Annotated in this window: 33 protein-coding genes; all 33 read right to left on the minus strand. The window is 59.1% G+C overall.

Annotated features, from left to right (window positions below; genetic code table 11):
• Window positions 1-3,402 (minus strand): phage tail protein (locus tag NTD89_RS28005; RefSeq protein ID WP_262210730.1); only part of this gene is annotated, 3,402 nt, incomplete at its 3' end.
• A 59-nt stretch (window positions 3,403-3,461) separates the two neighbouring features.
• Window positions 3,462-4,052, minus strand: a complete 591-nt coding sequence (locus NTD89_RS28010; protein ID WP_262210732.1) for a tail assembly protein — start codon at window positions 4,050-4,052, stop codon at window positions 3,462-3,464.
• 42 nt (window positions 4,053-4,094) lie between these two features.
• On the minus strand, window positions 4,095-4,493 hold the full coding sequence (locus NTD89_RS28015; protein WP_262210734.1) for a hypothetical protein: 399 nt from the start codon (window positions 4,491-4,493) through the stop codon (window positions 4,095-4,097).
• A 33-nt stretch (window positions 4,494-4,526) separates the two neighbouring features.
• Window positions 4,527-5,282: a C40 family peptidase gene (locus NTD89_RS28020; RefSeq protein WP_262210736.1), complete on the minus strand. Its 756-nt coding sequence runs from the start codon at window positions 5,280-5,282 to the stop codon at window positions 4,527-4,529.
• A gap of 2 nt (window positions 5,283-5,284) precedes the next feature.
• Window positions 5,285-6,034: a phage minor tail protein L gene (locus tag NTD89_RS28025; RefSeq protein ID WP_262210738.1), complete on the minus strand. Its 750-nt coding sequence runs from the start codon at window positions 6,032-6,034 to the stop codon at window positions 5,285-5,287.
• Between the two features lie 9 nt (window positions 6,035-6,043).
• Complete coding sequence (locus NTD89_RS28030; RefSeq protein ID WP_221294118.1) at window positions 6,044-6,382, minus strand: phage tail protein; 339 nt, start codon at window positions 6,380-6,382, stop codon at window positions 6,044-6,046.
• On the minus strand, window positions 6,372-9,230 hold the full coding sequence (locus tag NTD89_RS28035; RefSeq protein ID WP_262210741.1) for a phage tail tape measure protein: 2,859 nt from the start codon (window positions 9,228-9,230) through the stop codon (window positions 6,372-6,374). Before NTD89_RS28035 ends, NTD89_RS28030 begins: the two co-directional genes overlap by 11 nt.
• A gap of 3 nt (window positions 9,231-9,233) precedes the next feature.
• On the minus strand, window positions 9,234-9,512 hold the full coding sequence (locus tag NTD89_RS28040; protein WP_262210743.1) for a hypothetical protein: 279 nt from the start codon (window positions 9,510-9,512) through the stop codon (window positions 9,234-9,236).
• A gap of 29 nt (window positions 9,513-9,541) precedes the next feature.
• Window positions 9,542-9,901: a phage tail assembly chaperone family protein, TAC gene (locus tag NTD89_RS28045; protein WP_262210744.1), complete on the minus strand. Its 360-nt coding sequence runs from the start codon at window positions 9,899-9,901 to the stop codon at window positions 9,542-9,544.
• A 9-nt stretch (window positions 9,902-9,910) separates the two neighbouring features.
• Window positions 9,911-10,654: a phage tail tube protein gene (locus NTD89_RS28050; protein ID WP_262210746.1), complete on the minus strand. Its 744-nt coding sequence runs from the start codon at window positions 10,652-10,654 to the stop codon at window positions 9,911-9,913.
• An 87-nt stretch (window positions 10,655-10,741) separates the two neighbouring features.
• On the minus strand, window positions 10,742-11,107 hold the full coding sequence (locus NTD89_RS28055; RefSeq protein ID WP_221294114.1) for a DUF3168 domain-containing protein: 366 nt from the start codon (window positions 11,105-11,107) through the stop codon (window positions 10,742-10,744).
• A complete protein-coding gene (locus NTD89_RS28060; protein ID WP_221294113.1) occupies window positions 11,107-11,550 on the minus strand; it encodes an HK97-gp10 family putative phage morphogenesis protein in 444 nt (147 codons plus the stop codon). Before NTD89_RS28060 ends, NTD89_RS28055 begins: the two co-directional genes overlap by 1 nt.
• Window positions 11,543-11,884, minus strand: a complete 342-nt coding sequence (locus NTD89_RS28065) for a phage head closure protein (protein ID WP_262210748.1) — start codon at window positions 11,882-11,884, stop codon at window positions 11,543-11,545. Before NTD89_RS28065 ends, NTD89_RS28060 begins: the two co-directional genes overlap by 8 nt.
• A complete protein-coding gene (locus tag NTD89_RS28070) occupies window positions 11,884-12,183 on the minus strand; it encodes a head-tail connector protein (protein WP_221294111.1) in 300 nt (99 codons plus the stop codon). The genes NTD89_RS28065 and NTD89_RS28070 overlap by 1 nt, the downstream gene beginning before the upstream one ends.
• The gene (locus NTD89_RS28075) at window positions 12,184-12,540 is read right to left on the minus strand and encodes a hypothetical protein (RefSeq protein WP_262210749.1); all 357 of its coding nucleotides are present in this window, start codon (window positions 12,538-12,540) and stop codon (window positions 12,184-12,186) included.
• A gap of 57 nt (window positions 12,541-12,597) precedes the next feature.
• Entirely contained in the window at window positions 12,598-13,800 is a 1,203-nt protein-coding gene (locus NTD89_RS28080) for a phage major capsid protein (RefSeq protein ID WP_262210750.1), read from the minus strand.
• Complete coding sequence (locus tag NTD89_RS28085; RefSeq protein WP_221294109.1) at window positions 13,797-14,438, minus strand: HK97 family phage prohead protease; 642 nt, start codon at window positions 14,436-14,438, stop codon at window positions 13,797-13,799. The genes NTD89_RS28080 and NTD89_RS28085 overlap by 4 nt, the downstream gene beginning before the upstream one ends.
• On the minus strand, window positions 14,425-15,639 hold the full coding sequence (locus tag NTD89_RS28090) for a phage portal protein (RefSeq protein ID WP_221294108.1): 1,215 nt from the start codon (window positions 15,637-15,639) through the stop codon (window positions 14,425-14,427). Before NTD89_RS28090 ends, NTD89_RS28085 begins: the two co-directional genes overlap by 14 nt.
• A 2-nt stretch (window positions 15,640-15,641) precedes the next feature.
• A complete protein-coding gene (locus tag NTD89_RS28095) occupies window positions 15,642-17,321 on the minus strand; it encodes a terminase large subunit (RefSeq protein WP_221294107.1) in 1,680 nt (559 codons plus the stop codon).
• A 3-nt stretch (window positions 17,322-17,324) separates the two neighbouring features.
• Window positions 17,325-17,813, minus strand: coding sequence for a terminase small subunit (locus tag NTD89_RS28100; protein ID WP_262210752.1), 489 nt, complete (start codon window positions 17,811-17,813; stop codon window positions 17,325-17,327).
• 158 nt (window positions 17,814-17,971) lie between these two features.
• Entirely contained in the window at window positions 17,972-18,313 is a 342-nt protein-coding gene (locus NTD89_RS28105; protein WP_262211044.1) for an HNH endonuclease, read from the minus strand.
• Between the two features lie 114 nt (window positions 18,314-18,427).
• Complete coding sequence (locus NTD89_RS28110) at window positions 18,428-18,745, minus strand: hypothetical protein (protein ID WP_262210753.1); 318 nt, start codon at window positions 18,743-18,745, stop codon at window positions 18,428-18,430.
• On the minus strand, window positions 18,745-19,116 hold the full coding sequence (locus NTD89_RS28115) for a chemotaxis protein (RefSeq protein ID WP_160049393.1): 372 nt from the start codon (window positions 19,114-19,116) through the stop codon (window positions 18,745-18,747). The genes NTD89_RS28110 and NTD89_RS28115 overlap by 1 nt, the downstream gene beginning before the upstream one ends.
• 118 nt (window positions 19,117-19,234) lie before the next feature.
• Window positions 19,235-19,798, minus strand: a complete 564-nt coding sequence (locus NTD89_RS28120) for a hypothetical protein (RefSeq protein ID WP_262210755.1) — start codon at window positions 19,796-19,798, stop codon at window positions 19,235-19,237.
• 3 nt (window positions 19,799-19,801) lie between these two features.
• Complete coding sequence (locus tag NTD89_RS28125; protein WP_262210756.1) at window positions 19,802-20,119, minus strand: hypothetical protein; 318 nt, start codon at window positions 20,117-20,119, stop codon at window positions 19,802-19,804.
• Window positions 20,116-20,319, minus strand: coding sequence for a hypothetical protein (locus NTD89_RS28130; protein ID WP_262210758.1), 204 nt, complete (start codon window positions 20,317-20,319; stop codon window positions 20,116-20,118). The genes NTD89_RS28125 and NTD89_RS28130 overlap by 4 nt, the downstream gene beginning before the upstream one ends.
• 2 nt (window positions 20,320-20,321) lie before the next feature.
• On the minus strand, window positions 20,322-21,602 hold the full coding sequence (locus tag NTD89_RS28135) for a tyrosine-type recombinase/integrase (protein WP_262210760.1): 1,281 nt from the start codon (window positions 21,600-21,602) through the stop codon (window positions 20,322-20,324).
• Window positions 21,599-21,976, minus strand: coding sequence for an endodeoxyribonuclease RusA (locus NTD89_RS28140; RefSeq protein ID WP_262210761.1), 378 nt, complete (start codon window positions 21,974-21,976; stop codon window positions 21,599-21,601). Before NTD89_RS28140 ends, NTD89_RS28135 begins: the two co-directional genes overlap by 4 nt.
• Entirely contained in the window at window positions 21,973-22,275 is a 303-nt protein-coding gene (locus tag NTD89_RS28145) for a nuclease domain-containing protein (RefSeq protein WP_252959743.1), read from the minus strand. The genes NTD89_RS28140 and NTD89_RS28145 overlap by 4 nt, the downstream gene beginning before the upstream one ends.
• Complete coding sequence (locus NTD89_RS28150) at window positions 22,266-22,475, minus strand: hypothetical protein (RefSeq protein ID WP_262210763.1); 210 nt, start codon at window positions 22,473-22,475, stop codon at window positions 22,266-22,268. The genes NTD89_RS28145 and NTD89_RS28150 overlap by 10 nt, the downstream gene beginning before the upstream one ends.
• Window positions 22,468-23,157 carry a replication protein P gene (locus tag NTD89_RS28155; RefSeq protein ID WP_262210765.1) on the minus strand — a complete coding sequence of 230 codons (690 nt, stop codon included), beginning with the start codon at window positions 23,155-23,157 and terminating at the stop codon, window positions 22,468-22,470. Before NTD89_RS28155 ends, NTD89_RS28150 begins: the two co-directional genes overlap by 8 nt.
• On the minus strand, window positions 23,157-23,906 hold the full coding sequence (locus tag NTD89_RS28160) for a DnaT-like ssDNA-binding domain-containing protein (protein WP_262210767.1): 750 nt from the start codon (window positions 23,904-23,906) through the stop codon (window positions 23,157-23,159). The genes NTD89_RS28155 and NTD89_RS28160 overlap by 1 nt, the downstream gene beginning before the upstream one ends.
• The gene (locus tag NTD89_RS28165) at window positions 23,906-24,607 is read right to left on the minus strand and encodes a phage antirepressor KilAC domain-containing protein (RefSeq protein WP_262210769.1); all 702 of its coding nucleotides are present in this window, start codon (window positions 24,605-24,607) and stop codon (window positions 23,906-23,908) included. Before NTD89_RS28165 ends, NTD89_RS28160 begins: the two co-directional genes overlap by 1 nt.
• Window positions 24,608-24,693: the final 86 nt, after the last annotated feature.

The following is a 24,693-nucleotide window of genomic DNA, read 5'->3' on the forward strand; positions in this document are numbered from 1 at the left end:
GCCGCCCGGCCCGTTCTCCAACCCAAGCCCGATACCGGCGTACTTGTAGAGGCCGGTAGCAGCTTCGTACTGCAACCGCACAGTCCAATTTGCCGTGACCTTGCCGTCGACGGTTTGAATGGCCGTGGCGTTGGTCTGGATAGCCAGGGTGTTGCCACCCACCGAGGTCTTCAGCGTCTCGATGCTGGACGCGAGCGCGCCCTCGCCGCTGATCCTTGCGGTTTGCTCGGCAGCGACTGCCGCGGCAGTCGCCGCCACCTTCACCTCAACGGCCTCGGTTTTCTGCCCCTGGACAAGATCCCCCTCGATCAATGCTGACTGAGTGGACCAGACTCCAATGTAGGCAGCCTCCGACCCCATCAGCGCGCTATCGTCGCCCTGCAGCGGTGGATTGACCTGTACGTAGATGCCATCTACGCGTTCAGCGGTGGTTTTGACCTTGCCGTCGAGCGTGGTTACCGAGGTCTTCAGCGTGCTCAGGCCCGACGCTGTGGCGACCACGCCGGTGACTGGATCGTTTACCGTCGTCCTCACCGCATTCAACTGCGACGCCTGGGCGCTGATGTCCTGGCCGTGCTGATTGATCGTCGCCGAGTTCTGCTGAACCTGCGTCACCAGGGCGTTTACCGTCTGCGTTACCGTGCCGATATCGGTCCAGTAGGTTGCGTTCGGCGGCGGGTTGTTTGCCGGTACCGGGCCGTTTGCCTGATACAGGTGCTGCCCCACTCGCACAATGTCGTTTAGGGCGTAGGCCTTGGCGGGAACGTACTCAAGGGCGTCGACGATCTGGTCAATCAGGCCTTCCAACTCCTGCTTGGCCGTGTTGATGCGGTTGTTCACCGAACCCGGGCCATTGCCGTCGACAAGGTTGATACGGTCGTTGAGCGTCTTCCCAAGCGACGTTTCGTTGATCTGGCCCTTGATCTGTTCAAGGATCGGCCCGGCGTCCGAACTGGACTGGCCCATCACACCATTCACCACCGGGTAGAACGGACCTATGTTGCCGGTGCGGTCCACCAGGCGCGCCCAGAAGAACAACGTAGCCCCCGCCAGCAGCTGCTGCATGCGATAGTCGGCCTGCGGGTACGCCAGGTCGGCCAGCTTGGTAGCCGCCGCCAGGTTGTTCGCCGGGCCATACCACAGCTCGGTGCGCTGGGTGTCTTCTGCACCGGGTGGGAAGCCCCACTTGATGCTGATCCCGAACAGTTCGCTGGTGGTGCGCAGGAACGACACCGCCGGCGGCACACCCTCTTTGCCTTTGACGTTCGTCAAAATCGAATTGCGCCAGACCGAACTGATATCGAACGCGCTCACCGCACGAACTCGAGCAACGTAGGCTCCGGCGTAGATTCCGACCACGTCCACGTTGGTCATGCCAGTGCGGAGCACCTTGATCCAGTTGCCGCTGTCCTTGCGCCACTCCACGTCGTACCCGACCGCGCCATCCACAGCTGGCCAGCTTATAGTCATGGTGGCCACCGCCAACCCCTGGACCACAGATGACGTTGAAGTCAAAGAGATGCTGGCCGGCGCTGGCACCACAGTGATTGGGAGGATGCTGATCGGCCTTTCCTCCAGGCGCGCCCCGGTGTCGATGTGCGCGAACTTGCTCGGTTCGAACTGCAACGCGCTGATTTCGAAGTCGCCCTCTGTGGTGCGCTTGGTGCGCAACACGCGGTAAAGCGGGATCGCCAGGTCATCTGCGTCGAGTGCCCATTGCAGCTGCGCGATCGGTGGCTCGCTGTAAGCGACGGTTACAGTCACAGCACGGCCATTGACGCTCTGCACAGTGCGACCTTCAGCGCGGCCACCCGGCAGATTGATGATCAGTCGGTCACCCACCTTGGCATGGGTGTCGCGGTCGAGAGTCACCAATCGGCCTGCGGCCGACGAGATACGTCCGCCAACCTCTCGCCCCGCCAGTAACGAATCCGCCACCGGGATGATGTGGCCTGGCAGCGGAATCACACCCTCCATGCCGGTCTTGAACGATACAGTGCGGTCTTGGTTGTTACTCAAGATCGCCCACTTTCCGCGGCGCTGGGCCTCGGATGCGCGGGTGCAGCCAATGGCGCTAAGTTCGGTCGGCCGGTCACCATAACGGCGCTGTAGATCCGGTTCCGAAAACGGGATGACGTCGGTTTCGTAGTTGTTCGCTGGGTTGTCGTAGCTGACTAGCGCTCGGGTGTAACGGGTCTTGGCCGAGGCACTACCATACGAGAATTTGCCGTCGACCACGTTGGCTCGGGTGAAGACGTAGTCGAAGTCCTGCGCGCGCGGCATATCGGCCTGCATCACCAACTGGCCCTGGGCCCAGTAAGTCATTCCGCGGTAGATAGCGGAAATATCGCGCAGCAGCGACCACGCGTCCGCTTTGCCCTGAAGGTTCATGTCACACAGAAAGCGTGGCTCAGTACCGCCAATGCCGTCTGGCACAGACTGATCGCAATACTGCGCAATCCGATACAGCTCCCACTTATCGACCATGAACGACTTGATGCGCTTGCCCAAGCCGAAGCGGTCCTCTGTGCAAATCCCGTAGGTGATCCAGGCAGGGTTGTTCGTCCAGGCCGACTTCATGGTGCCGTCCCAAGTGCCGCTGTAAGTGCGTGACACAGGGTCGTAATTGCTGGGCACCATCCATCGACGTGCCTTGCACTTCGTTGTGACGACGGGGATGTTGGTGAATTGCTCGGCATCGAACTCGATGTACAGCAGCGCTGTGTTCGGGTACCGAAGCTTAGCGTCGATCACCTCGGTGTAGCCGGCGATCAGCATGGTGTCGGCGATTTTGTTGCTGTTCTGGTTTGGGGTCAGCCGACGCACCCGGATCTGCCAGCCCGTGATTGCCGTGGGCAGATCGATGCGCCGCGAGCGCTCGTATCGAGTGGTGGTCTTTCCGTCCACCGCGTCCACCAGCACCTGCTGATATGCGCCCCCGTCGGTGGCGATGTCGATGGCGTACTGAATGCGGTATCCACCGACGTTGCCCTGATCGTCAGCGCGCTGCAAAGCCGGCCAGGCCAGGCGAATGCGCACCGCGGATAGCTGCGTGTTGAAGATCGATCGCACCCACGCGGCATCACTGCGCAATTCGATGTTCAGCGACGTCTCGTTGTCGACCGAAGGAATGCCCGGGATATAGGTCTGGTCCACGGAGCCTGGACGCCAGTCCCACTTCACATTCGGAAAGTTGTAGTTGCCGCTGGCATCCCTGATTGGCGTGCCGTCCAGCTTCACCGTGTAGTCGGTAGGGGCCTGGTCGAACTCACCCTCCCCGACGGCAATCAAGATTTTTGCCAGGTTGGTAGAGCGCAGGCTATCGCTGGCTTCAACTGGCGACTTTGGCTTGGCGCTGCCGCCTTTTTCGCCGTGGATCTCGAGGTTTCCTGCTGCGCCCATGCTTTTTCTCCAAGCGTAAAAAAACCGCCTCTCGGGCGGTGGTGTTGTTGCAGGTCCGACTACGTTTTGTCTTCGGCGGTGATCGATGCAGAGATGATCATGCCGCCCCAGTCGCGCTCGCCGATGCATATCGGTACCGGGTTACCGCTGGCGGTGGTGTTCTTGGCGCCGCCGAAAGCATAGGAGGGAGCATTTTCCGGTGCTGCACTTTGCTTGAGGCCTGAGGCCTGGGGGCTGAGCATCTGAATGACGCCACCAGCAGCCAAGCCAACGCCAAGTTGAACAGCCCAGGTCTGACCGAAATATGAGCCGGCAACTACGAGAACGGCCCCGATAACCGTCTGTAGCAGCCCGGCGCGCTTGCTGCCATGGATGACCGGAACGATTTTCAACTCACGGGTGCCGCCGATTTCAAGGTCTTTAACACCAATGTTTTTACCGTTTCTGTATATGGCAAACCGCATACCAAGACCGTCAAGGCGCTTAATCTCAGCCTCAAAACCATCCAACGTACAGTTCAGTGCCTTAAAAACTTCCCAAGACCTACCGCTATCCAGCGCCCTTCGGTGAACCGGTCCGAACTTTCTGGCAAGAGCGCCCGTAAGCTTGATTACGGTGACAGGCTCATAATTGACCGCACTGGTTGCCATGCTTTTCTCCAATCGAAAAAAAACCGCCCGGAGGCGGCTTGCTCATTGCATTGTGGGTGATAAATCCATGCTCATTGATGAGTCTATGGAAATTCTGAATTTCTTTGTGGCTCCCGCCTTTAGATTCGCTTCACGTTCTTTCAAGCCGCTACCGCACGATGCCGCACTGATTATGTGTTCACCGGATGGAACAAAGAACCGCGCTGTTTCACCAGTTCCAATTTCTGCGGATTTTTTCCCGTCGATGCTGATAGTCGTGTTGCAACCGCTACCGACGAAGCCTTTATCGCGAGTAACGATCAACACGGCGTCTGCGCTGCCCTGCTTCTGATATCCGAATAAGCGCGAGCTCGGCACGGGGTCTGCCTGCCCCGATGGGACCGGAGATGTCGCACAACCCGCCAACAGCGATACCGCCAGCACTCCTAAAATCAACTTCATACGGTTCACTCCTGTGGAAAGGCAATTACCTTATCACCGAGCATCCCGGTGGCGCAGCACCAGGCGCGTGCGCTCTAGCCAGGGGCCACCAAAAACGATCAGCTCCGACGGCCTGCCGTACAGGTGGTGCAGAAGGAACGGCCCAGGGCCGAAAGTAGCGGCGTCCTCGTCCGGCAGTGTTGCATCTGATCCGAGAAAGATGCCGGCGTGGTTCGGGTGGGCCGTGCGGCCTACCTGCATCACGATCATGTCGCCACGCTGCGGTTTGTCCACGCGCACGAAGCCGGCGGCCTCGTAATTCGCCTCGTACAAGCTGACGTTGCCTGCACTCTCCCACCAGCCGTCGGCGCGCTGGAAGGACTCAAATTCAATACCCCACTCGCGCTTGTACCAATCGGCGCACACCTGCCAGCAGTCCCAGGCACCGTGCACGAAGGGTCGCTTGAGCAGCGGCACGGCGCCCGAGGGCATGACGGTGCGCATGTCGCCCTCGGGCCAGCTGAGGATGTGCCAGGGTAGCGCCGTGGCCCCGCACATTGCCAAGTCACGCGGCGAAGGGCGACTGGTGGCATCGGGGTGCGAATGAACGATGCCGATCACTTCGCCAACGTCTTCAGCAGCGGCGTATTCCTCCGGATCGATGCGGAACTCTTCGCTCGGGTCGGTGGCAGTGTTGCGGCATGGGAAATACTCCTGTGCCCGGCCCACCGCCAGCAGTAGCCCGCAGCACTCTTTCGGGTACTCCGCTGCCGCGTGCGCCCGGATCGCGTTCAAAACGTGTTTGCGCATTATTAGCTCCTGGCAATCAAGGACACGGCGGGGAAACCGCCAAATGGGTAGGGGTTGCCCTCACCGAACCGAGGAATGCAGCCGCGGCCCAGCGTGGCATCACACTGGTCGAGCTCAGGGTTATCCGTGAGGTTGCCGTCCTCGTCACGGTAAGGGCCCGTATATCCACAGTTCGGACCGCGATAGCCGCCGGTGAGGCACCAGTGGCAGAGCGTCGTGGCCTGCCGGCCGATTGATTCGCCGCCGACGTCGCCGGGGCTGGCCAGCTCCCAACTAACCGATTCCCCGTCCTCATTCGTTTTCTGGTCGATGTACCAGATCTCGATGGTCTCCTGGGTTGGGTCGGCGGTTGGATTGCCGCCTGGGAAGTTTTCAGCATCAAGGTAGCTGCCAAGCGTGTGGCGCATGGTCAGCTTGAAATCGGCTAGATCCTGGAACGCCAGGCAAAGCGCAGTGATGCGCCCGTTCACATTGCCGACAGCCAGCGAAGGTCGAACCGCCGTCCCATCGCCGTTTGCTTCAATGCCGTCGATCTGCATCGGCCAGGCGCCGTACTCCTCGCCCTGCCAATAGATGGGTTTCGCCGGCAGTTGGTCCGCCTGCGCGCCGGCGGCAATCAGCTCCGCTGGCGTGTGCGGGATGGAATGTCCGTGAAAGCGCAAAACGTCTGCGCCAAAGTCAGTGCCGTCCAATTCAAAGAGCAGCACTTCGCTGCCAGGCTCAAGGGCCTGGATGTCACTGATCAGCGGCATGGTTGCCCCTTATGGAAGAAAAGATTGGGTGAAAGTGGTGGTCAGGGTGAACATCCCGGCCCCGTTCGGGGTGATAGACGGGGCCGTAGCGCGAAAGAACGAAAGCTCACCCAACGGCGGCGTCCAGAAGAAGGACTTGTGCCCGGCGTGCCGGTCGAGAAAGCCCTTGATCTCCAAGGCCACCGCCTCTTTCACAACGAAAGTCAGCGGCCAGTTGTCGACCCGATTATTCGGGCCGTCGCCAACCACCTGTTCGTAACCGCTCCCAAACTTTGACGTTCGGTTGCGGTATTCAGGAGCACTGGTGGGCGAGCCCATCGGGCACCAGGTGAAAGTTTCAACGGCCATTAACGAGCCTCCAAATCTGTCCGCCGGGTTGGGTTTGTCTTGCGATTTCCTGCTGGGCGCCCCGCTGCGCGACGTCGGCATATGCCTGTCCAAGCGCCTGGGTGTCCTGATCAGTGGCACCTCCCTGGGCTGCGGGCACTTGGAACGATTGGTTGATCGTCACGCCGCCAGCGGATGCCTTTGGCGCGGAAGATCCGCCAGACAAGCCCACGTAGCCGCCGTCTGCATATCCGCGTTTGTTCAGGTTGACGAGGTAGTCCTTCATGCCCGGTTGATTCACTACCTCCTTGCGGATCACCACTTCGTCGCCGTGGACAATACCTTTGGGCTCCATTTTGCCGCCAGGCCCCGTCCACCCCCCCTCGTCGAAGTACTGGGAGGTGTAGCCGGCCGCAGTGCTGCCCAGCGAAGCCGGGGCGGAGCCTCCAGCGAACGCGCTACCGATCGCAGCGCCAAGTCCGCTACCAGCGATGCTGCTGAACACGTTCGAGGCTGCCGACTGCAGCGCCATCTTGGCGATCATCTTCGCAAAGCTCTTCGCCACATCACCGAAGCTCTGATCGGCGCCGAAAGCCCAATCTACTGCCGCATCCGTCAGCCCGTCGTACAGCGACGTGAACGCGGATTTAGCCTGGCCGGCAACGTCCTTTGCCTGGTCGTTATAGTTTTGGAACGCGGCTGATGCGCCTAGCGACCAATCACCCCGGGCCTTGTCCTCATCGTCGTAATACTTGGTCTGCATCGCGGTGCGCTTGTCTAGCGCAGATTGGAGGGCCTGGGTTTCCTTGTCATACAGTTCGGTGCTGAACTGGTCCTTGTTGCTTTTGTTGTAATCGGAGGTCAGCTTGTCCATTTGCGACTGGTAGGACTGCTGAATGGTCAGCTGCTCCTGCAGGCGCTTGCGCTGCTCGTCGCCAAGCCCAATACCCGCCAGGTTGTTATCCAGCCCCTGCTGGGCGCTGGCGAGCTGGCTTTTCAGGTTCTCATCGAACGCCGCGAGCTTTTTGCGAGTCTCCAGCCCCTTTTCGCGCAGCGTGTTTTCAGCTTCGAGCGCGGCGTTGCGTTTGAGCTGCGCGGTGATCAGCTCCTGGCTCGCCAAAAGTGACTTCTGGTCGGCGGTAAGTGTTTTCTTGCCCTTGATGTCAGCCAGTTGCTGCTCGAATTCGACCAGCTTTTTGGCGTTCGTGCCCAGGGTTTGGCTTGCCGCCGACTGATCACCGATGAGCGCGTTTTGCTGCTGGAGAACGGCGTACTGTTGTCGCGCTTGGTCAAGCGCTTTGATTCCTGCATCTTCGCGATACTGGGGCTTCTTCGCGACCGCAGGGTCTTTGTACTTGTCGTTGATGTTGGCGATGTCTTTCTTCTGCTGATCGGGAGAGATCAGCAGCGATTTGTCGCCAGAGGCGCGCGCCTGAATGATCCGACGCTCAACAAGCATCCGGTATTCACCCAACTCGCGGGCGCGCTTATCAGCATTGGTCTCCGTTTCCTTGCGCAGCTTGTCCAAGGTAACCTGGTCAGCAAGAGCCAGCTGCTGCTGCTGTTGCTGAAAGCCGCGCGCGGCGGCCCGGCGCTCCTCTTCAGCCTTCAACACCAGCTTCTGAGTTTTTTCGGCCTCCAGTGCGTCGACGCGAAAACTGTCATCAGGCACAAGGTTGCTGAAGCCGTCCGACTTGTTCAGCTTCCGAGCGTTGGCGATCGCATTCAGTTGCTTATCCAAAGCAGCGATCTGTTGATCCAGCGTGTCCGTGCGACCCACATTGAGCGCGGCATCCCACGCTTCTTTTGCCGCATTTTTTACGCCGTTCCAGCTGAGCTCTAAATAGCCAAGGTTCTTCTTGATCGAATCGGATGTGCGGTTCAGACCTTGCTCGTACGTATCGTTCGCCAGGGCGGCGGCTTCTTGAGTTTTCCCCTGCTGCTGTAGCGCTTTGATCTGCTCATAAGTCGTTGCCGTTAGGAAATTCATCGACTCGTTGAGCTTCAAAATCTCCGCAGCGGGGTCCTTGGCGATCTTTTCGAAGTTTTTGACAGTCTCGTCGGCAGCCTGCCCTGTCGCCGACTCAAACTTGATTGCAGCCTCGGCAATTCCCTGGAACGCTTGCACGGGGATGCGCGTAGACCCGGCCAGTTGAGCCAGCACGGCCGAGGCCTTGCCGATGGTCCCGTTTGCCAGGGAGATCTGCTGCGCAAGCGTCGATAACTGTCCCGCCGTGGTTCCTACGGTGTTGCCCGTCATCGCCAGAGAGGTGTTGTAGGCTGTGGCTTCGTCGCTGCCCTGCTTGTATGCCAAAGCCAGCACAGCGGCCGCAGCAGCTGCCACGGTAAACGGGTTTACCAGCCCGAGAACGTAGCCGCCCAAGGCCTTCGCCGCCGGCACAACGCCGCCGAACATATCCTTGAGTTGACCGCCCTGCTGCAAGAACACCGTCATTGGGTTCTGACCGGCTTGCAGCGACACAGCAATGTCAGTGAACTGAGCGGGCACGCCGCGCAGATTCGCTGCGTATTGTTTTGCGGTCTGCCCATTCTTGGCCATGACCTTGTCGACTTTTTCGACCTCTTCCCTCTGTTGCTTCAGTTTGCTGAGGTAGGTGTCGAAGTCGGTTTTATCCAACCGGCCAGCAGCGCGGTGTTTGCGCAACTGTTCTTCCATCTTGTCGAGGCGCCCATAAGCGCCAATGACCGGGTCAATCTGACCGACCAGCTTATCGAGCTGTCCAGCTTGATAGGCGGCTTCCTTGGTCGCCGATTTGAGCGCCCGCTGGGCCCGATCCATGCCCTTTTCAAAGCCACCGGTATTGGCCACCAGATCGACCGTCAGCTGGCCAAGTGAATCAACAGCCATAAATCACCTCTTGACCGACTGCAGCAACCTGAACAGGTCCTGGGCGGAGGTCTGCACCTCTTCAACTTCGTCTCCGCGTTTAGGCAGGAAGTCGTCGAAATTGGCCTTGCCGCCGTGCACGTTATTCAGAATGGTGGCGAGCAGGGCAATGCCCCGCTCGATCCTTGTTCCCCAGTTCAGCGTTCCGTTCTGCTCGACATACGCCATCCACGAAAGCGCCTCGTTGTAGGTGAGGCTGGCCTTCGCTTCGGCGATGGTTCGCCCGCCGATGCCATTGAGCACCAGCTCATGCCAGAACTCTTCGGCGGGCCCTATTTTTTTGGCTTGTCGGCCTGGCCTGCACCGTTCGCCTCAGAAATAGCGTTGAGAAGGACAATCGTGAGCTCGGCGGACAGAGGGCCGTGGCCGGAGGCCTCAGAACCAACCACATCCTCAACGGTGAAAACCGGGGTACCGTCTTTCTTGAGGATGTTCGCCGCGATTCGTGTCGCCAGGAAGTCAGCGCCCTTTTCCTGCTCCTTCCAGCGCTCGGTGAGCTCGACAAAAGACTCTTGGCGGACGTAGATCGTGGCTTTCTGAGGCTTACCACCCGCGTGCCAGACAATGTCCTTCTTGACCGGTGGCGGGGAGAATGCGCCGGCGGCTTGTAACGACTGGATACTGAGGTCCATGTTTGGTCCTTATGGCGTAATGACTTTGGGAACGAAGACCGGGTCGCCAGAAACCTGAATGCCGACGGTGGACTTCACAACGTCATTCAGCGCGAAGCTGAACGGGAAGCTGTTCATGTAGCCCTCGAAGGTGATCCAGGTGCGAGTTTTCGGCAGGTTGAAATCGAAATCAGAGCCGACGACGGCAGTTGCGGTAGCACCAGTACCACCGCCACCACCGGTTAGAGCGATGGACGGAGCAGAGGTGTAGCCGGAGCCCGCGTTAGTGATGATGAAACCTGTCACCGAGCCACCCGAAACAGTTGCCGTAGCAGTTGCGCCAGTACCGCCACCACCGGTCAGCGCAACAGACGGTGCCGAGGTGTAGCCAGTGCCGCCGCTGGTGAGGCTGATAGCCGAGAGCGAACCTTCCTGGCTGACGGTTGGCGGAATGCCTTCCAGATCGCCCTGGGCGTTCACAATGCGGCCGTCAGACCAGCCAATTGCCCAAAGCAGTTTGGTGCCGGCGGTTTTGAGTTGGTGCAGTCGTACGTGCGCGGGCTCTTGCGGGTCAATGTTCAAACCGAACGACGCGGAACCTGGCTCGGCGAGGCCGGCTTCGTATTCCCTGGCACTGGAGTTCATGCAGGTCGTTTCGATCTGCGCAATGCTGGTGTCGATCCCGTCCAGAGAGGTGAAGCAGCCGACCACCAAAAGAGCTTTGGTGAGCGGGTCAATGGCATAGAGGTCCGTGCCTTGGGTTTTAATGGTCAATTTGTACTCCCTGATTTTCCTGGAAAATCACTGTTGGGCGGGCATAAAAAAACCCGCCGAAGCGGGTCGTTCTTTTCTGTTTTCCGGCTACAAACTCACCAGCCAGGCAACGTCGAAACCTTTGCGATAGCTGTGGGTGTCCTTGTCCCTGGTGTCGATACCGAAACCAGTGATGTATGCCTGCTGGGCAATTACGCGACGCAGGGCAACGACCACGTCGTCAGCCGACGACGCGGTGTCGGCGTACACGTCGACCTGAAGGCCATATCTGTCTGTGCTTGGCACACAGTTGATGTAGTTGAGCGGCGAGCCGCTGACGACCTGCCAGACCACATAGGGCTTGGCTGTGCCCTCTGGCGCCTCGCCGTGTGGATAGAGTCGTGTCGGCCCGGCGCCGAGCAACGCGGTTACCGCAGGACTTGCGGCGCACACCTTAAAAATGGGCGCGGTCATCAATTCACCCCAAGCTTGATCAGTTGGTACTTGGCCGAACTAAGAAACTCCTGGAACAACTGCTCTCGGTTGTTGGCCAGCGCCGGGCGCAGGAACGGTTTTGCTCGATTCTTTTCAGTTCCGAGCTCGACCCACCACCAGTAGAACGTATTGCCGCCCTTCTGGCCGCGTTTGCGCATTCGCACGCCCACCGAGATCACCACGGCGCCGAGCTCCTGCCCAAGCGCTTTGCGCTCAACCATGGCCAGGTTGGCCGGGATGAAGTTGGCAGTCTCCGGATCATCGATGCGCGATGCGCGGTCCTTCGCGTCGATCAGCACGATGTCCATTGCGTCCTTGGCCGCCGGGGTGACCACCTTGCGGCGCATCTCCTCCGTCAGCCCCTTGAACCTGGCTGACAAAGCATCGGCGCCGGTGAGGTTGTACGAGACCCAATCAGCCATCATTCACCCCCGAGGAAACCAGCAGCGTGAGATATTCCTTACGCGAGTTCGGGTCCATCAGCGGCGGGCCAACAATTGCGCAAACCGCACCGCTATCCAGCACGACCCGCATCTCAGCTGTTATGCCGGCGCGGTATCGGATCACTACGCGGCTCTTGGCCTCAGATTGAACTGCCTGGGCCGCAATAAAATCGCGAGCACTCAGATCCTCAACCGAAGCCCAAACGCGGACAAAATCTACCCACTTCTCGGTCAATTGCTCCCCGGTTTTTGGATCCTGCGCTGATAGCTTGCGCTGGATCTGTACCCGATGCTTCAGTTTGCCGGCTTGCATCAGAAACGCTTCCTGTACCAGAGCAGCCTGTCGACTGCCAGAGGGACGGCCGAGGGTGCACCACTCATTACCACCGCCTCGCGATTCGCATACCAGTGGCCGACCAGCAACAACAGGGCCTGTTCAACGTCTCTGGTAAGCCCCATCTCAGCCGGATCGACCGGATCGCCATCCACCAGCTTGCGGTCGCAGTGCTGCTCAATATGCGCCTTGGCCGCTTCGAGGTAGCCACCGATCAGCGCGTCTTCTTCGTCGCCATCGACTCGCAGATGCAGCTTCACGGTGGTCATTTCGAGCATTTACTTGGCCTCTTTGCCGGATTTATCAGCTGCACCCTTTTCAGACGCGGCTTTATCGGCCGCTTCCTTGTCAGCCGCTGCTTTATCGGCCGCTGCCTTGTCAGCCGCTGCCTTGTCAGCCGCTGCTTTATCGGCCGCGGTCTTGTTCTCGCTTGGGGATGACGGTTTGGTTTCCTTGGGATTGGTCACCCGGGGCTTACCATTGGCATCGAGTTCGACCACGAGCCCTTTCCCGACCAAGGTATGCGCGTATTCGTCGTCAGCCTCATCAAAAACAACGCCCGCTTTCACCTTGTTGGAATCCGCGCCAAGCAGGAGGCCGTTACCAACGAACCCCCAGAGTGTTTTGACTTTCATGATCGCTCCTAAAATGAAAAGGCCGGCATAAGGCCGGCCATTTATGCTGGCTGTTGGTTAAGCGGCGACTGAGAACTTGCCCTTGACCAAGGCTTCCTTCCGGCGAACGCCAAGCCCCAGACGTTCTTCCACCAGCAGCGCAATTTCGTTCCGGATGAACTGATCGTTGATCAGCCCCATCTTGAACTGGAACGACATGCGGTCGAACAGCGTGGTTGAGCGCGCGAAGTTCGCCACCAGGAACTCACCGCCGACATCACCTGTGCCTTCGTCCATGCTGTCCGAAGTGATCACCGGGCGACCCCACAGGATCGGAGTGACCAACCCCTGCAGATTGGCGAACAGGTAACGGTTCTCGCCATCTTTCTGCAGTTCGATGTTCATCCAGTCGAGCTCGGTCATCACCACGCCATCGGCTGACATTTGCGACTGTTTGCGCACCTGGTAGATAGCGCGGCGCACCAGATCAATTGCAGTATCACCGGCCTTGCTAAGAGCAGCGCTGTAGCTAGTGGCCTGGGTCATCAGGCCGTTCAGGTTCTCACCTGTGCCGTCGCCCTTGAGGATCTGGCCTTCTTCTTCGAGTTTCAGGTCGTAACGCAGCAATTGCTGCATGTAGGCGAACATCTGAGGAACGTCAGAGAGCACCTCGTCGGTAGCTGGCATCCACACCGCGATCTTCTTCACCCGATCCGTCTCGGTAGTGAAAGTGACATTGCTGGTAGGCTTCAAGCCGCCCTCGGCGACAGGTTCAGCGCCCCGCGTATGCACGTTCTCGCGGAAGTAGGTGTAGCTCTGGCCTGTCACTGGGATAGTGGTGAGCAAGTCGCGGATGCGCAGTTCCTGACGAATTCCGGGCTGAATCACCGGGTCGTAGATCGGAGCCACTAGACCAGCGCTGCCTACCTTCATTTCCTTCATGCCGGCCAGGTCAGACTTGGTGACTTCGATCTCGGCCATGCTGACGTTTTTTTGCTGCAGGCCCTTGTAGTTATCATGGGTGCCAACAAGATCAATAAAGGACTTGCCCTCGCCTGGCTGGCCGCGCAGCTTGACGCCCTTCTGCTCCAAGTCTTGGACTTGGTCAATTACCCGCTGCAGTTCGCCCTTCTGGTTATCGATCTGGCTCTTCAGGTCGGTCGTGACCTTGTTGCCCTTTTCAACCTCGGCGATGGCCGCGTCGTATTTAGCTTGTAAACCACTGAAGCCAGTCTTCAGTTGCAGCTCCAGGGAATCTTTCAGTTCTTTTACTTCGCTCATGGCGATACTCCGAAATGGTGGGTGAACAGCGTGGAAATTTGTTTCAGCTCATCCACGATCACCGTGGCCTCGCTGCCGCCGTCACGGCGTAGCGCGGAATAGCCGAGCGAAGCGACTGCTGCCGCCTCCTTTTGAGAAAGCCCAATGCGCTCACGCAAGGCGTTCTCGAAAAGTCGAATGTCTGATTTCACAGTGAGGATCTGCGCCGCGGGATTCATCCCGAAAGGCACGAAGGAGGCTTCCCAGAGCTCGGCTTCCTTGATGATCCGAACACGGCGCCCGCCGCGTTCCTCGAAGCTTTCCTTGATGGTGTTGAAGCCGATCGACATGCTGTCGAGAATTTCGGCCTTCATCAGTTCATAAGCGTCGCGCGCATAACTGACCGCGAGATTGACCTTGCCTTTGAGCAGCAGCCCGTGATCATCCTGCGTGTAGTCAGCGGCGCCGACCAACCGCGTCAGGTCGTGGTAGAGCGCAAGCTTCAACTTGCCTCCGCGGGTGGCCTTTACCCGAGTAAAAGCACCGGGCAGGATGACGTCATCGCCAAGGTCAACGTTGTTGAAAACCGCGGCGTAGCCTTCAAAATTGCCAGCGTCGTCCACCGCCTTGAGTTCAAACGGGACTTCAAGTTTTGACATTGGTCTGCATCTCCCACCGGGTCACCCGGTTGTATTCATCGCCGTCCAGGGGTGGCAAATTCTCTTTCTCGCGCACTTCGTTGATGGTCATCCAGCCAGAGCCGCCGGAACCGCCCAGGGCGCTGCCGTAGTAGGTGGAGCGGCCGGCGCTATCAGCACGTAAAAGCCCCTCCACCGTAAATTCGACGAATCTGGAAAGCTTGCGGTAGACCTTGTCGTTGAATTCATCTTCAACGGCGTCGATATAGGGCTTCAGTCCAAAGGTGATAAACCCGGTGAGCTGCTGCTCCAGGTTGGAACCCATGATGGAAGTTTTGCCGGCGCGGTTTGCCAGCCAAAGGGGAACGCCGTATATGCCGGCCAGAGCCTCTTCCTGAAACTGCTGAGACTCAATGAACTGCGCATCGCGCTGGCTCAGCCCGGCGGGAACGATTTTCGGGTTACCTTGCAGGATGGCCATCTTGCCAATGTCATCCACGTCTCCTTTGCGCACATCGGGAAACTTTTCCATAACCTGGGCCTGCTGGGCCTTTGTCAGGAAGTTCTCGTAGATGACATATCCGCCTGTGAACCCGCCCTTGCGCATAAACCGCGATGACCACTGCTGCCCAGCCTTCGCCAAACCCATGGTTTCTGCCTGGTATTCAATGGGCGATAAGCCCACGACCCCGTCGAGGCTGAAAAGCTTGAAATGCAACATGAATTCAGGGGAAACCGGAAAACGATCTCCGTCTTTTGGCGTGACCCAGTAAATCAGCTCGTCATCGGTGTCGATGGTGACGGTGTTGCAGTCCAAGGGAACAAAGCCGATGGCGTCACCGTTTCGGTTTCGCTCGATCAGTGCGAACGCGTTTCCGCGCAGCGCCATATTCACCACGACGAATTTGAGGAAGTTCAGCATCGTCATGTATGGATTCGGCTTTCGCAGAAGTTTGAGCAATCGATCATCGCCGGAAACCTGCTTGCGACCCTTCGCTGCGTCCTCAAACAACTTGAGAGGCAGGCCGCTCAACGATTCCGAAAGGATCTTCACGCAAGACCAGACCATGCTGATCGACAGCGCGGTCTTGGTAGTGACGGTGACCCCGGATTTCGTACGCTTTCCGCCGATTTCCATGTCTACCTCGACATAGTCACCAGTAGTCGGGTCGGTGTAGCCGAAAAAGCCCCAGGTGCGGGGGTTGTACCAGCGAAATTCCATGGTCAGCCTACTAGTCCGAAAAATCCGTTATTGAGGTAGTCGTCCATGCCGCCGAGCGCCTCGGGATTGAGGGAAAGCAGCGATACGGCGTTGAACGTGGCCATGAGCGGGTCAATTTTCGCGGTGCCCGACGCCTGCTTAGTGATGAGGAATGCATTTGCCGAAGGCACGCCTTTCGCGTTACCGCACGCCCAGGCCATTAGCGGCTGTCCGCAGTGCAAAAACGCGCCCTCGGCAAGCTTGCGCTCAGTGGTTTTAATTGCCCCAGTGAGCTTCCAGCCTTGGGATATGCCGATAATTTTGTCCTCCTCGACGCCAGCGTCAGCCAGCGCATCAAGCACCGCGCCGATCCCAGCGGGGTCAAGGCCAACCTTGTCCAGCAACCCGGCTTGATTGATTCGGGCAACCGTTGCGGCGAGGTGCTCAACGTCATCACCGATCTTTTTCACCAGAGTCAGATCACCAACAGCCGCGAGATCCATGAGGCGTGGCGCTTCGGTCTTCCGTCGTGTAAGCACAGATGGGTGAGCGTATGCGTGAGCCCAGTGCAGCCAGGTGCGTGAGTCGCGGACTCGGCCCATGACTGCGAGACCCAACAGGTCATCAAGGCCGCCTCCGTCAACACCAACAACGATCACCTCACAACGCTCAATGAGCGATTCGAGCGTCAGACCGGCTTCGGCCTGAGGCTCCCAGAAGTCAGCACCGACCCAGCTGTCTGACATAAGCGCCAGACCGATCTCGATGTTGAGGAATTTGGCAAGGAAGCCACGCACCTCAGCTTCGCCATCCATCTCGGCCTGCATAAACAGGCGCTCGAGGGTGGGCCTGTCCACCGAGTACCCCATATTCGGGTTCACCAGGTGGAAGTTCTCAGGCCGGCGGGCCTCCCCGCTCTCGATCATCTCGGGCGGGAACTCGTAGATCACTGGCAGGAATCGCGGATCTTCGATCCGACCCTCGCGCACACCGCGGGCATAGCTCAGTTTCGATCTGAAGATGCCCGCCGGCGGCTCGTTTGACTGAGTCGTCAGCCAAATAATGAAGCCCTCAGGCCTGGACAAAAGGCCGCCAGTGGCCTCGCGGATCATGTCCGGTGCCTTGACGTTTTTGCCGAACAGCCAGGCCTCATCGATCAGCACCCCGACAGCCTTTTTGCCGCCAACCACGTCACTGTCAGCCGCCACCACCTTCAGCGTGGCGCCTGTCTCCCGGTGCGTGATTAGCTTCAGGTGAGGCTGCACATGGAGCAGTGCGCTCAGCTCTTCATCGTGCTTGACCATTGCCGCGCAAGGCTTGAAGGCGTTGTCGGCAATTTCCTTGGTGGGCGCCAAGATGATGAATTCGGCTTCGAGCCGCCAATTGCGTATCAGCGCAGTCAGCATGATTGCGGCGGCGATCGTGGACTTTGAATTCTTTTTCGGGATGCAGAGGAAGTACTCGCTAATCAGGCGGTGGCCTGTCTCGCTGTTGTAGCTGCCAAAAATCGCCCCGGCAAAGTCGATCACCCAGGGCGCGCACGCTGATTCAATTGTTGGGCAACCTGGTGCGTCTACGATTTTCAGCGAGCGGAAGACTTCCAGCCCTTCTTCAGCCTCGGCTGGAAAAAGTGGTGGTGGGATTATTGATTCGCCGACAGATAGGCGCCGCCACCAGTCTGGGCAGGCAGTTGTCCATTGCATGGGCTACCTCTTAACAACACTGAGCGGAGGTTTGCCCGCGGAATATTTGCCTTTGCCAGCCTCTTTCGCGGCTTGCGCTCTTTCTTCTTTCTTGCCGGCATCCCCTTTCTTGCCGTGCACATAAGGCACGGCGGTCTGGGCAGCGTTTCGACGGTCGAAAATTTTGGCCCTGGGCTCGTTCATCAGCGCCAATAGCCAGGCGAGGGGGTCTTCAGTGTTAGGCAGGCAGTCGAGGTACTCACCGCCAACCACGTCCTGCTCGGGTGCCTGGTGATCAGCGCTCGGCCTCTGCTTGCGCTGCTTTTCGGGTTTAACACTTAGCTCGGATCGGCGCGCAAGAATTGCACTGCAAATCTTCGGGTCATTTGCCCAGCGGGAGCCGGCGGCGGATGCCGTGGAAGCCTTACAGCCTGCGGCTTCTGCCGCTTCTTTGTTTGACGCACCGCGCGCCTTAGCGTCAACAAACTGTCGTTGTTTGTCTGTTAACACCATTAACAAAATACCTTGGGGTCGGGAAAAAAAGTGCGAATGGGATCGGGCGCGGTCTGGAAGCGATACACCCCCTATATTTAGACCCCCCCCCTCATAGAACCCCTCAATCGCACCGTTTTGGTGCATTTGAGATGAGAATTCCTATCGTTTGCAGAGACTTACCAAGACCTCGCACCAGCTGCCTCCTCGGCCTGCTTTACAGAGTCATGGCAAGGCTTGCACAGGGTCTGCCAGTTGGCCCTATCCCAGAACAGCGCCATGTCGCCGCGGTGAGCCTCGATGTGGTCTACAACTGAGCCTGCCGTTACACGCCCAAGGCGCTCGCAGTAGATACAAAGCGGATGAGCATGGAGCCAGCCCTCGCGAGCCTTCTGCCACTTGTACCCGTAGCCACGCTGGGCAGCGGTTTCCTTCGTGGCCCGCCAAGAGTTGGTGTTGACGGCCGCAAGGCGATCAGGCTGGGTCTTGACCCTGCTTCCCAGCGTCTTCAACCTTCCCATCAGATGTTGCTCCGACATGCTGTTTAGCTGAAAGGACCGAGGCTGCACGCTCAGCTGCAATCCTCAGCCACTTGGTTGCCCTAGCGCGCCGGCCGGCGCATCCACTGCAAGCCATCACTGACCTACTCGGTTTAGCGCTTCATCCGCCTTGTCCGCGGCCTGGGCTGCTGTAGTTGCAGCCTTGGTAGCCTTGTCGGCGGCGGTGCCAGTCTTGCGGGTCAATTCTTCAAGGCGCTTATCCCGCTCTTCCATGGCCGTGTCGTAAGCCTTGCGGATCTCTTCGACCTGTTTGCCTTGCTTGTCTGCGAGCGACCAGTAGCTGACCTGGTACCCAAGGACGGCACCACCACCAACCAACAACACGGCAATGGCCCAGACCTCAGTCCGTCTCCACCAGCGACGAGCAATGAATTCCAGTGCGCATCTGTCCATCAGGCGATACCTCCAAGCTTGGTGCGCAGGCGGGTGATCTCTTCACTCTGCAGCGTGACGCGCTCAGTGAGCTGGCCTACCTGGCTGGTGAGCGCTTCGATCTTCCCTTCCATCCTGCCCACTGCAGCAGCCAGATCGTTCCGCTCTTTCGCGAACTGATCAGCGCGGGCCTCGGCCTCTTTACGGGCGGCACGCTCTTGATTCAGTAGTTCGTTGAGCCGGCGCAATGTGCCGATGTCGGCGCTATCCATGGCCCGGTCTGTTGCGTCCTTCGAGAGGAACTTGCGAAGCCAGAGCAGGCCACCAAGCACGACGGTGGCGCTACCGCCCAGCCAGGTAGCTGTGCCCGGGCCGAGGTCAGTAGGATCCATCCGATACTCCAGAAACGAAAAAGCCCCGCACGGTGGCGGGGCTCAGAATTTTGGGTCGTCTCTCATAACGCGCAAGATCGACATGATGGGGTTAATTTACGGCCAGTCGGCCAATGGGTCAAGCGGCATCTACAAAGATTTGCTCGCTGTCGAATATCTCGGTCGCATGGATCACGGCCTGCTCTTCGAGCTTCTCCAAACGCTTGTAGATTCCGCCTCGCCAGTTGCGACGGGTGCGCTCCGGTGAGCCCGCCAGGTCCCAGGTGTTCATGTCGTAGAACTCGGCGGGCAGCACGATCATGTCGGTGGAACGCTTGCCAACCTGCACGCCCTTGAGCTTCGGTATGGCCCAGGCCGTCAGCGCCTTATAGATGAACAGCTGCGGCGCCGGCGAAACCATGCGGGCAACCAGTCTACCGATGGCACCGACCTTGTTGGCCTTGTGCGTCGAGTACTTGGCCACCAGCACGTCCCAATGAACCGGCTCGAGCTGACGGTGCAGCAGCGCGTACAGGCAGCAGTCGTAATCGAACTTGTCGCGCACGGACAACGTGCTGCCGGTGCCGCCCTGGCTAAGGGCTGCGTCGATCAGCTTTTGCCAAGACTGCTTGGTGCTGTTGTCGATATTGTCCGCTGCCAGCACTCGCACCAGGGTGCCCATCACGTCTTTGTACATAGCCATGGATCAATCCCCTGTGAAGTTGGTGGCACCTGGGCCACGGCGGTTGTTCTCGTTGTACTGCGCTTCAGCACCGGCAGGCTTGAAGCAGTTGAATTGCGCGATCTGTTGCTCGGCAGCCTGGAGCCGGATGCTCAGTTGCGTCACCAGCACCTCCAGCGGCAGCGCCTCACCAGTTTCGGCGGTGACCCAGCCCGAGGCGTTGCACTGCACACAGGCCAGCTCATGAAATACCCCTTTGATCACCGCCTTGCCACGGCATGCCGGGCACTTGGCCAAGTCGAGTTGAGCGGCGCGGAATGCTGGGCCGTGGGACTTCTTCATTTGGCCTCCAGCAGCCGCTTGTGGACTTGGTACACGTCGTCGCCAAGCGCGGTGGTTGGTTCGTGATGGATCTGGTACTTCCGGCCCGAGCGCATCTGCACCTCGAGGACAGGCTGGTGGTTCTCGGTGAAGATGAAAATGGCACTGATGTCGGCTGTGTTCACGGCGAGACGAGTGCGTCTTAGGATCTGAATCAGCATTTTTAAACCTCGCCTATGGTTGTTTCTTGAATGGCCTCGCAGCCCCTGTGTTCCGTGGCTTCCAGCGCATTACCGGAATCTCCCGATCTAAAGCCGGTCAAGTCTTGAATGCGCTTGAAACCCTTCGCGTCTAGATATGCGCACCACCGATCCAGCGCCTCACGCTTGCGGGCCATCACGTCCGACTGGATGTACACCTTCACGTTGTGGCCCATGGCGTGATTGATCAGCAGTTCACCGATCAGATGGTCAATACCGATGTCTGCCCAGCCGGTCCTGGCCACCTTGCGCAGGTCGTGGCTTGTCCATTCACCCTGACCCAGGCGCGTGAACACGGCACAGGCCTGGCCCTCACTAAGCGGCCTGCCCCTGCGGGAAGGAAACAGGAACTGGCCGTCATAGCCGCGAGCCCACTGGATGTCGCGGTAGGTGATTAGCAGCTGACGAACTTGGTCGGTCAGTGGCAGGTGGTTCTCGACGCCGGTCTTGGTGTTCTCGGCCGGGATGAACCACTCGCGCTCTGCCAGGCTGACGTGAGACCACTGCGCTTGACGGGTCTCGCCGATCCGGGTGCCGTGGCACAGCATCATCAGGGCCAGCATGGCGTCAGCCGGGGCGCGTGCCATTGAGTCGCGCAGCAGGATCAGCAGGTCCTGGAGCTGGGTGACACGCAGCCGCGACGGTTTAACCCCAACCTTAGCCTTGGAGAAGTCGCTGAACTTCACGTCCTTCATCGGGTTGCTGGTGATCAGGCGCAGCTTGAATGCTTGGCGGAAGGCCAAGGCCAGTAACTGGAATGCCGAGCGCACGTAGTCGATGCCGATGGATTCTTGGGCCGGCCACATGAACCGGTCATCCAGGGTGGATTTATCAACCGAGGCCAGCGGCACAGCGCCGAGCAGTGGCTTCAGGTGGCACTTGATCAATGAGGCACCTGTCTTCTTGCGCTTGCTCGACAGGCTCCGGTCCCGGGCCATGCGATCGGCGTACCAGTCCAGCAACTCGCCCACCAGCAGCCACTTGGACAGGTTTGAGCCATCCCCGGCATCCAGGCGCAGGCGAATGCCTGGCAGTGCTGCGGCGACCTGCTTAGCGCTGAGGTCCGGGTACCGGCCGATCAGCTTCCACTCTCCCCTGACCACCAGGTACCAAGAAGCCCGGGCACGATCTTTCGCGAAACGCAGGTACAGGCCCCGGGCTTCGATGTCTCGAAGGTCGCGCGCGCCGCCGGCGGCCTGGCGCTTGATTTCGGCATCGGTGATTTTCACAGCAGCGGTAGTCATTGACCCACCGCTGCCGGTTCGGCGTCGATTGGATAATCCCGAATGTGCACGCGCACGGCGCCACCCGGCACCGGCTCGCCGATGTTGATCGTGGTGACGAAGTTCTTGTCATCGATGCCCAGGCCATCGGCAATGCCATCCCGGCCGGCCTTGAAGCGCGCCAGCAGGTTGTCATCGTCGTAGGAGCGGCGATTCGGCGGGCAAAACGTCACCCAGAAGTACTTTTTGCCAATGAGGTGCGGCGTATCCAGCGCCAACGCGATCAGTCCGCAGGTGCGGCCGTACGCCTTCGCGTGCTTGTGTTTTTGCCGCCAGTGCACGCGCGCATTCGGACTCAATTCCTTTGGCGGCCATGGCAGCGTCATGTCGATCATGCAGCCCCCTTAACTGTGAGAATTCCGGCCCGGATCAGGCCTTCGTGTGTTTCGGCAATGGCGCGCGGCATGTCCTGCCAATCGATATCGCCGGCGGCGCGGCCGTCGATGACGTCGTGACAGGCGCTGCAGGCGTACACCGCGACGGTGTCGAAGCCCTTCATGCCCATGCCCTTCTGCCCGCACGGCAGGTGCGCGAGGACGGTAGTTTCTGGGTTGTGATTGCAGATGCCTGGCATCCGGACGGTGCACTCTTGGCCATTGGCCGAGGCGCGGAGCTTCTTCGAACTCACTCGCATGCCCGTTTCCCCGTCACGATGTCCACCACCTCGTAAGTCCCCGGCCACATCCACGACCCGTAGCGCCTGGCCATCGCTTCGTCGGCGAACAGCGCCAGCGCGTGATCAGGTGGCGAGCTCAAGTCGACCTTGAACGAGCAGCAGAAAACCGCCCAGCGGTAGGTTTCGATTTCAGGAACAGCCAGACTGCGATCAGGCATGAGGACCACCACCAGCAAGCCGGGCGCGCAGTTCAGCGATTGCGCCCTTCCCTACCTCGGGGGTGATTCGCCCGTCGACCTTCGCTGGAAGCGCCTTGGGCATTGGCTGCAGCGGCAATCCATCGAGCAGGCGCCTAATGGTGATGGTGTAATTCCGGTCGAACAGCTTGAGGCTGAGCGCTGCATCGAGCTTGTTCAGGCTCTCGAAACCGCATTCTTTGGCAGCGTGCCAGACAGCGTCATGTGACCAACGACCCTGCCCCGCCATGCTCGGATGGGCGTTTCTAACAGCTTCACGGTGCGCGGCCGACACGGTAGGAAGCCCGAGCATTTCGGGGGTCGGTTTGCACCACTCGATGAACTGCCCAGGGCTTGGAATGAAGTCGGACACCTGCTTGCGCGCCTTGCTCATGCCGAATTCAATCTGCCCTTGTGTGCGGATTCCTTCGTCGAGGAACGCCTGCATCCACTGAACCTTAGCCGCTTGGTACGTCTCCTTGTCCGGCCAGGCTTGGCGCCACGCTGAGCGAATGAGACGAAGCTCAGTGAACAAATCATTGATAGCGACCGCCATCTGGCGGCGACCCTCATCCTGTGGAGCCTGTATCTCATCTTTCGGGATGAACTCGCCGGCTGCGGGGTTGGCCCATAGGCCCTGGGTAACGGCGGATACCTGCTTCATCACGATTGCACCCCGTTCTGCCAGTCGATGCTGTCGTCATCAAAATCGGAAGCGGCCGGCGGCTTTTGGCGGATAGGCGTGACATTGTTGGCAGCTGCACGGACCTTGTCGTTCAGCACCCACTTGACCAGCATCTGCACCCACTCAGCCTGAGTGTTCACTTGGCCGCGCGGCTCGTAGTGAGCAGTGAATGCGCGGCGCGCCTCTTCGGTAAACAGGTCTGGCGCTACGCCAGAGTGAACCGAGTAGGTCTTCAGCAGCTTTTCATCAGGATTCCAGTCGAGGGTCATTTCGCTTGGCATTCGAGGGTCAACGGAACCACGCGCAGAGAGAGGTTCTTTATTCTTCTCTACATCTTCTTTAGGTAACGCACCGCTAACGTTAGAAGCGTTACCTTTTGCGTTACTGGCTTTGTGGTTTGCCACGCGTTTAGCGGTAAGAAGCCTGTTTTTAGCGGTCTTCCCGTTGTGACGGTCAAAATGCGGGAGGCTGATCACTCCTTCGGTTTCGATCATCCAGGCAACTGATTTCATGTGTTCGCAGAAACCAGTAACGCCGGCAAGACGGTCGAGTAACTTTTTGCTAACGCTAGGAGCGTTACCATTTTCGGTTTGTTGGTCGAACCAGCCCCACACGCGCATCAGCTTGCCGACGACAGCGTCGGGATCGATGTCCGCCAAGTCTGCGATCTGGCAAACCTCGGGCTTGTCTAGGGTGGTGAGCTCAAATTTGATCCAGTCGCCGGCCATTACAAAGCCTCCTGAATGACTGTTGCGAGATGGGTGATGCCTTTTCGGGTGACCATGACCTGCTCAACCACCTTGAGGTCTTCCTCGCCGCCCTTCCCTACCGTGACCAGCTTGTGCTCGAGTAGGCCGGCAGTGAGGCGAGGTTGGTAGGCAGACCAAGCGGCGAACGAGGCGCGGCGATAAATCCATCGGTTGTCGCTGAGCCACTTGAAGAGTTTCAGTGGGCCGATACCCAGTTGCTTCGCAGCGGAGGTAATGCAGATCGAGCCTTGGGTGGCGGATAGGCGCTCAAGCGCTTGAACCTTCGGCGCCTGTTGCTCAATGACCTGGTGCAGCGAAGCGTTCTGCTTGGCCTGATCGGCGGCAAGCTGTAGAGCTTCGGCGAAGTTGGAAGGCATCAATATTGCGTGTCGCGACACCTTTTCGAGTTCACCCAAACGTGTCACGACACGATGGCGAAGCGGGATGCTGTAACCGGTAAGAAGCGTCTCAGTGAGGACGCGGTCAAGTAGGAATTCGGCGGTGTAGCCGCGGCCGTCCTTGCCCTCGTGGAGATGGCGCAGATCTGCGCCATCCTTGCACAGAGCATCACGCATCACGCGGATGTCGCGGATGACGTCCTTATGCTGTTTGCCAGTGAGATCAGCGATCTCCCGGCTCGACATGCTGACCGTATTGCCTGGAGCAACAAGTGTGTTCATAATGGCCCCACAGTGTTTTACGATTTGTTGAAAGGACCGCCCTGCCAGGCGGTTTTTTTATGCCTGCGATTCAGGCGTTATGGGTG

Source organism: Pseudomonas sp. 14P_5.3_Bac1 (assembly GCF_025466135.1).
GTDB lineage: Bacteria > Pseudomonadota > Gammaproteobacteria > Pseudomonadales > Pseudomonadaceae > Aquipseudomonas.